This is a genomic window from Mesorhizobium sp. WSM3864, from assembly GCF_002294955.1.
Lineage (GTDB): Bacteria > Pseudomonadota > Alphaproteobacteria > Rhizobiales > Rhizobiaceae > Mesorhizobium.
Window position 1 is genome coordinate 1 of sequence record NZ_NSGD01000060.1, and the last position, 1,052, is coordinate 1,052.

Here is a 1,052-nt window from a genome sequence, read left to right on the forward strand (position 1 = left end):
TAAAGCACGTCGCCCTTTAAAGGATTCGGGATTCCCAGAGTTACGGTTTGATGATTCATTGCGGTGGAAGGGAGAACCGCGATGGGCAAGCCGTTACCGATGGCGTTGCGTAAGCGTGTTGCGGCGTTTGTGGATGAGGGCAACAGCAATCGTGAGGCGTCGCGTCATTTCCGGGTCTCGCCGAAGTTCGTGAACGATCTGATGAAGCTGCGCGCCGAGAGGGGCTCGCTTGAGCCGCGCCGGCAAGGCCATGGCACTGGCGGCGGCAAGCTGGCCGCTCACGCCGATTTCGTGCGCCAGCGGATGGCCGAGAATGGCGATCTGACGCTCGACGAACTGTGCGTGGAACTGGGCGGGCGCGGCGTCACGGTGCACCGGTCGAACGTGGCCCGCCTGCTTCACCGGCTGGGCCTCAGTCACAAAAAAAGACACTCCGGGCGAGCGAGCACCAGCGTCCCGACATCCGGGAGGCGCGCGAGCATTGGCGGCGGCGGCGCAAACCGTTCTTCGACAAGGCCTTGACGCGCCTCGTCTTCATTGACGAGACCTCGACCAACACACGGCTGACCAAGCGAACCGGCTGGGCGCCCAAGAGCCAACGGTACCGAACAGCCGCACCGTTCGGCGGCTGGAAGACGCAGACCTTCATCGCCGGCTTGAGATGCCATGCCATGATCGCGCCTTGGATCGTCGATGCGCCGATGAACAAGGCGCGTTTCGAACTCTATGTCGAGACCCAGCTTGCACCCGAACTCAAACCGGGCGACGTCGTCATCCTCGACAATGTCGCCTTCCACAAGAGCGAGCGGGCGGCCGAACTGGTGCGCCAGCGCGGTGCCTGGCTGCTGCCGCTGCCGGCCTACTCGCCCGATCTCAATCCAATCGAAATGGCGTTCTCGAAACTCAAGGCGCTGCTCAGAAAGAAGGCCGCGCGATCCTTCGACGCGTTATGCAGCGCGCTCAAGGACATATGCGACCTGTTCGACCCGCTACAGTGCAGAAACTTCTTCAAAGCTGCCGGATATGAGGCCAATTAAACGCGACGTGCTTTA

At 61.9% G+C, this 1,052-nt stretch carries 2 protein-coding genes; both read left to right on the top strand.

Translation table 11 applies throughout. From position 1 onward, the window contains the following. Window positions 1–81 precede the first annotated feature (81 nt). Window positions 82–522 carry a transposase gene (locus CK215_RS32230; RefSeq protein ID WP_245418886.1) on the top strand — a complete coding sequence of 147 codons (441 nt, stop codon included), beginning with the start codon at window positions 82–84 and terminating at the stop codon, window positions 520–522. After that, on the top strand, window positions 462–1,037 hold the full coding sequence (locus CK215_RS32235; RefSeq protein WP_245418887.1) for an IS630 family transposase: 576 nt from the start codon (window positions 462–464) through the stop codon (window positions 1,035–1,037). Before CK215_RS32230 ends, CK215_RS32235 begins: the two co-directional genes overlap by 61 nt. Window positions 1,038–1,052 lie beyond the last annotated feature (15 nt).

What these genes read in the sequence shown, in the direction of transcription:
- CK215_RS32230 (WP_245418886.1), top strand. Translation starts at nt 82, where the DNA reads ATGGGCAAGCCGTTACCGATGGCGTTGCGTAAGCGTGTTGCGGCGTTT.